Here is a 6,561-nt window from a genome sequence, read left to right on the forward strand (position 1 = left end):
ACCAACAAGCTTTGCTTGCATTAACATCTAAGGTGAATTAATGCTACCCTTTATTGTGGGTGGGGCTATCCTAGCAGTTGGTTTTGGGGCGTTAGCGTTTTTTTTTGATGTTGAAACCGAAAAAGAAAAAGAACGCCAAAACACGCTAAAAAAAGATATTAAGGACTACACGCACAAAGCGCAACAGGCTAAAAAATGCCATAAACACCAGCAAACCCTAAAGATCGCAGACCATTGTCTCAATATTATCCAACGCTATTTGCAAGAAATTGAAAGATTGCAACAAGAAAAGAAAGAGACACCCACGCAATTAAAGGCTGTGTTAGAGCAAATCCAACAAGAAATGAAATCTCTACCCATACAGCAAAAACATGCACTGCAAATATATTACAACCGCTTTGAAGACGCGCAACGCCGCGCTTTAGCTTATTTGGGTTATTTGTCTCGCTTAAAAATTCAATTACAAGAGAAAGAAAAGCGCCTTAAAAGTGATTTGGGTGAGATTAAAAAATTAGAGCAAAAGGTCAAAAAGAATAACGAGAATATCGCCAGTAACCAAGAGTGGTTGGAGAGGCATAGAGAATGGCGTGATGAATCTCAATCCAACAATCCAGACAATGCAGATAAGATGCAAGAACGAATGGATCGCAATAAGGACAATATCAGAAAAGCCAAAGATTTTATCGCTAAAACCCAAAATTGGATAAAGAAAAAAGAATGCGACATAGATGAAATTTTAAAGCATATCCAAGCTATGGAGCCAAACTATCTCTTGCCTCAAGACTTTCTTTATGTTGGAAAACTTGCTTGTGTCAATAAAAGTGAAATCTATGCGCATGATGGAGATGAAGAAAGTGGCTGGAATATTTATGGGCAACGCCTAAGTTTGGAATCTGGAGAACATGAAAAAAAGTTATGGGATTCTTATAACTCTCAAGAGGAATTTTATATTTTAATCACACGGCAAAATAAAGAAGACAACAGATTTTTCAAAGCTAGCTTGTGTAAAGGTTTGCTCTATAAACACATTTTAGAAGAGAGCGTTTTTGAAGTGTCGCCTAATACAATTGATTGGAAAATGACCAAGTGTTTGTTTCATGGGATACAACTTTCACTACCCATTGAATACAAGGAATTTAAACATAAAAAGTACACACCAAGAGATACTCTCAAGGTGTGGGTAACAAATTATGACAGCTTGCTAAAAAGTGTATTCATTGCTGAAAAAGAGCCAGAACCCAAACACATGGATGTGATTATGCTTTTTAATGACCGACTGGGATCTCAAATTTTAAAATATGCTTATATTTTTAATGACTTCAATTTTAATTATTCCGTGTTAGATTATCAAAAGAATGGAGCAATCAAAAATACCTCGCAATTTTACGATCCTAAGAATATTATCCGTTGGATTAATGTTGAAAGAGAGCATCAACTAGAAAAAACAAGTAGCTATAACAAAGATCAAGTTCAAAAAATCATAGAGCTTTTAGAGCAAATCAATCGCGCTCTTAACCAAAGAAAAATCAGAAAAACCATAGGAATTATCACACCTTATAATGCCCAAAAAAGACGCTTGCGATCAGAAGTGGAAAAATGCGGCTTCAAGAATTTTGATGAACTCAAGATAGACACTGTGGATGCCTTTCAAGGCGAGGAGGCAGATATTATCATTTATTCCACCGTGAAAACTTATGGTAATCTTTCTTTCTTGCTAGATTCTAAACGCTTGAATGTAGCTATTTCTAGGGCAAAAGAAAATCTCATTTTTGTGGGTAAAAAGTCTTTCTTTGAGAATTTACGAAGCGATGAGAAGAATATCTTTAGCGCTATTTTGCAAGTCTGTAGATAGGTAATCTTTTCCAAAGATAATCATTAGGCATTCTTCGCTTCAAAACTCTCCTAAATTGCAAACTTATTTTTTTGAATGCTTTACTTTATGGTGAGCCATAACTTTATAATCTACCAATCCATCGCATGATTTTTAAAATACTCAAAGATCCTAGATGAGAGCTTGAGTTGGATTGACTTTATTTTAATTTTTCTTTATTTTGAAATATCTTGAAATGCTTGACTCAATCAACATTTAACAAAAAAGCCAAAACATTTTTTAAGAAAGAAAAAACCCTAAAACCCAATATCAGTTTGATTGCTAAAATAAGAGCCACCAAAGTCCTTAGGCGTGTAATGCGATTCTTTTTCTATAGAAGTATCTTTAATGCAAGCGACACGCAAAGCGTCAAAATAAGTCCCAACGCTAGCGCAACCGCCGAGTAAAGAAGCTCCAATAAACATGCTATTTCTAATCTATTTCTAATGGTTTTCATTTTATATCCTTTTGTTTTAAAATTTTTTGATTGAATAACCTAAACACTTTAAATTATATGACTGCAATTTTAGGACTTATTGTTAAACAAAAAGTAAATGAAACTCAAAACAACTAAAATAACGCCCTAAATCCAAACCATAAACGCTACCCTTTGTAAGCCTTGCTAATTTTTGCTATAATAAAGCCCTAACTAAAATTTCTCCTTTTATTTTAGTTAGACTTCTTGAATTAGAATTATAGTAGACTTGTTATACCTTGTTCTAAATATTCTGGTATAATGATAGTGTTCAAAGACATGCATGAATTGATTACTCAAAGTGTGTAGCGATTTTTAGCAGTCTTTGATACCAATAAGATACCGATAGGTATGAAACTTTAGGTATAGTAAGGAGAAACAATGACTAACGAAACTATTGACCAACAACCACAAACCGAAGCGGCTTTTAACCCGCAGCAATTTATCAATAATCTTCAAGTAGCTTTTCTTAAGCTTGATAACGCTGTCGCTTCATTTGATCCTGATCAAAAACCAATCGTTGATAAGAACGATAGGGATAACAGGCAAGCTTTTGATGGAATCTCGCAATTAAGGGAAGAATACTCCAATAAAGCGATCAAAAATCCTACCAAAAAGAATCAGTATTTTTCAGACTTTATCAATAAGAGCAACGATTTAATCAACAAAGACGCTCTCATTGATGTAGAATCTTCCACAAAGAGCTTTCAGAAATTTGGGGATCAGCGTTACCGAATTTTCACAAGTTGGGTGTCCCATCAAAACGATCCGTCTAAAATCAACACCCGATCGATCCGAAATTTTATGGAAAATATCATACAACCCCCTATCCATGATGACAAAGAAAAAGCAGAGTTTTTGAAATCTGCCAAACAATCTTTTGCAGGAATTATCATAGGGAATCAAATCCGAACGGATCAAAAGTTCATGGGCGTGTTTGATGAATCTTTGAAAGAAAGGCAAGAAGCAGAAAAAAATGGAGAGCCTACTGGTGGGGATTGGTTGGATATTTTTTTATCATTTATATTTGACAAAAAACAATCTTCTGATGTCAAAGAAGCAATCAATCAAGAACCAGTTCCTCATGTCCAACCAGATATAGCCACTAGCACCACCCACATACAAGGCTTACCGCCTGAATCTAGGGATTTGCTTGATGAAAGGGGTAATTTTTCTAAATTCACTCTTGGCGATATGGAAATGTTAGATGTTGAGGGAGTCGCTGACCTTGATCCTAATTACAAGTTCAATCAATTATTGATTCACAATAACGCTCTGTCTTCTGTGTTAATGGGGAGTCATAATGGCATAGAACCTGAAAAAGTTTCATTATTGTATGCGGGCAATGGTGGTTTTGGAGACAAACACGATTGGAACGCCACCGTTGGTTATAAAGACCAACAAGGTAACAATGTGGCTACAATAATTAATGTGCATATGAAAAACGGCAGTGGCTTAGTCATAGCAGGTGGTGAGAAAGGGATTAACAACCCTAGTTTTTATCTCTACAAAGAAGACCAACTCACAGGCTCACAACGAGCATTGAGTCAAGAAGAGATCCAAAACAAAATAGATTTCATGGAATTTCTTGCACAAAACAATGCTAAATTAGACAACTTGAGCGAGAAAGAGAAAGAAAAATTCCGAAATGAGATTGAAAATTTCAAAAAAAACTCTAAGGCTTATTTAGACGCCCTAGGGAATGATCGTATTGCTTTTGTTTCTAAAAAAGACACAAAACATTCAGCTTTAATTACTGAGTTTAATAAGGGGGATTTGAGCTACACTCTTAAAGATTATGGGAAAAAAGCAGATAGAGCTTTAGATAGGGAGAAAAATGTCACTCTCCAAGGTAGCCTAAAACATGATGGCGTGATGTTTGTTGATTATTCTAATTTCAAATACACCAACGCCTCCAAGAATCCCAATAAGGGTGTAGGCACTACGAATGGCGTTTCCCATTTAGACGCAGGCTTTAGCAAGGTAGCTGTCTTTAATTTGCCTGATTTAAATAATCTCGCTATCACTAGTTTCGTAAGGCGGAATTTAGAGGATAAACTAATCGCTAAAGGATTGTCTCTACAAGATACTAATAAGCTCATCAAAGATTTTTTGAGCAGCAACAAAGAATTGGTTGGAAAAGCTTTAAACTTCAATAAAGCTGTAGCTGACGCTAAAAACACAGGCAACTATGATGAAGTGAAAAAAGCTCAGAAAGATCTTGAAAAATCTCTAAGGAAACGAGAGCATTTAGAGAAAGAAGTAGAGAAAAAATTGGAGAGCAAAAGCGGCAACAAAAATAAAATGGAAGCAAAAGCTCAAGCTAACAGCCAAAAAGATGAGATTTTTGCGTTGATCAATAAAGAGGCTAATAGGGATGCAAGAGCAATCGCTTACAGTCAGAATCTTAAAGGCATCAAAAGGGAATTGTCTGATAAACTTGAAAATATCAACAAGGATTTGAGAAACTTTAGTAAATCTTTTGATGAATTCAAAAATGGCAAAAATAAGGATTTCAGCAAGGCAGAAGAAACACTAAAAGCCCTTAAAGGCTCGGTGAAAGATTTAGGTATCAATCCAGAATGGATTTCAAAAGTTGAAAACCTTAATGCAGCTTTGAATGACTTCAAAAATGGCAAAAATAAGGATCTCAGCAAGGTAACGCAAGCAAAAAGCGACCTTGAAAATTCCGTTAAAGATGTGATCATCAATCAAAAGATAACGGATAAAGTTGATGATCTCAATCAAGCGGTATCAATGGCTAAAGCAACGGGTGATTTCAGTAGGGTAGAGCAAGCGTTAGCCGATCTCAAAAATTTCTCAAAGGAGCAATTGGCTCAACAAGCTCAAAAAAATGAAAGTTTCAATGTTGGAAAAAAATCTGAAATATATCAATCCGTTAAGAATGGTGTGAATGGAACCCTAGTCGGTAATGGGTTGTCTGGAATAGAGACCACAGCTCTCGCCAAAAACTTTTCGGACATCAAGAAAGAATTGAATGAGAAATTTAAAAATTTCAACAACAATAACAATAATGGGCTCAAAAACAGCACAGAACCCATTTATGCTAAAGTTAATAAAAAGAAAACAGGACAAGTAGCTAGCCCTGAAGAACCCATTTATGCTCAAGTTGCTAAAAAGGTAAATGCAAAAATTGACCAACTCAATCAAATAGCAAGTGGTTTGGGTGGTGTAGGGCAAGCGGGCTTCCCTTTGAAAAGGCATGATAAAGTTGATGATCTCAGTAAGGTAGGGCGATCGGTTAGCCCTGAACCCATTTATGCTACGATTGATGATCTCGGCGGACCTTTCCCTTTGAAAAGGCATGATAAAGTTGATGATCTCAGTAAGGTAGGGCGATCAAGGAATCAAGAATTGGCTCAGAAAATTGACAATCTCAGTCAAGCGGTATCAGAAGCTAAAGCAGGTTATTTTGGCAATCTAGAGCAAACGATAGACAAGCTCAAAGATTCTACAAAAAACAATTTTGTGAATCTATGGGCTGAAAGTGCAAAAAAAGTGCCTGCTAGTTTGTCAGCGAAATTGGACAATTACGCTACTAACAGCCACACACGCATTAATAGCAATATCCAAAGTGGAGCAATCAATGAAAAAGCAACCGGTATGCTAACGCAAAAAAACCCTGAGTGGCTCAAGCTCGTGAATGATAAGATCGTTGCGCATAATGTGGGAAGCGTTCCTTTGTCAGAGTATGATAAAATTGGCTTCAACCAGAAGAATATGAAAGATTATTCTGATTCGTTCAAGTTTTCCACCAAGTTGAACAATGCTGTAAAAGACGTTAAGTCTGGCTTTACGCAATTTTTAGCCAATGCATTTTCTACAGGATATTACTGCTTGGCGGGGGAAAATGCGGAGCATGGAATCAAAAATGTTAATACAAAAGGTGGTTTCCAAAAATCTTAAAGGATTAAGGAATACCAAAAACGCAAAAACCACCCCTTGCTAAAAGCAAGGGGTTTTTTAACTTAAAATATCCCGACAGACACTAAGGAAAGGTTTTGTTCTTTAGAGTCTGCATGGATATTTCCTACCCCAAAAAAACTTAACCCTTTGCTTAAAATTAAATTTGATTGTGCGTTCGTGCTTTATAGTGCAGAATTAATTAAGGGTTATAAAGAGAGCATCAACTAGAAAAAACAAGTAGCTATAACAAAGATCAAGTTCAAAAAATCATAGAGCTTTTAGAGCAAAT

General features: G+C 35.9%; 3 protein-coding genes and 1 pseudogene. 2 read left to right on the forward strand and 2 right to left on the reverse strand.

What is annotated here, in order from left to right; all coding sequences use genetic code 11:
- Positions 1 to 40 precede the first annotated feature (40 nt).
- Complete coding sequence (locus tag J5F42_RS02950; protein ID WP_283491529.1) at positions 41 to 1,852, forward strand: AAA domain-containing protein; 1,812 nt, start codon at positions 41 to 43, stop codon at positions 1,850 to 1,852.
- A gap of 275 nt (positions 1,853 to 2,127) precedes the next feature.
- Here the strand turns inward: J5F42_RS02950 and J5F42_RS02955 are convergent, their stop codons facing one another.
- The gene (locus J5F42_RS02955) at positions 2,128 to 2,295 is read right to left on the reverse strand and encodes an urease-enhancing factor (protein WP_078249852.1); all 168 of its coding nucleotides are present in this window, start codon (positions 2,293 to 2,295) and stop codon (positions 2,128 to 2,130) included.
- A gap of 431 nt (positions 2,296 to 2,726) precedes the next feature.
- On the opposite strand from J5F42_RS02955, the gene cagA reads away from it, so the two are divergent.
- On the forward strand, positions 2,727 to 6,272 hold the full coding sequence (gene cagA, locus J5F42_RS02960; RefSeq protein ID WP_283491530.1) for a type IV secretion system oncogenic effector CagA: 3,546 nt from the start codon (positions 2,727 to 2,729) through the stop codon (positions 6,270 to 6,272).
- Positions 6,273 to 6,334: 62 nt separating this feature from the next.
- Here the strand turns inward: cagA and J5F42_RS07965 are convergent.
- Positions 6,335 to 6,439 (reverse strand): annotated as a pseudogene (locus tag J5F42_RS07965) (RNA-guided endonuclease InsQ/TnpB family protein); the annotation flags it as partial.
- Positions 6,440 to 6,561: the final 122 nt, after the last annotated feature.

Source organism: Helicobacter pylori, assembly GCF_030062585.1.
GTDB lineage: Bacteria > Campylobacterota > Campylobacteria > Campylobacterales > Helicobacteraceae > Helicobacter > Helicobacter pylori_CN.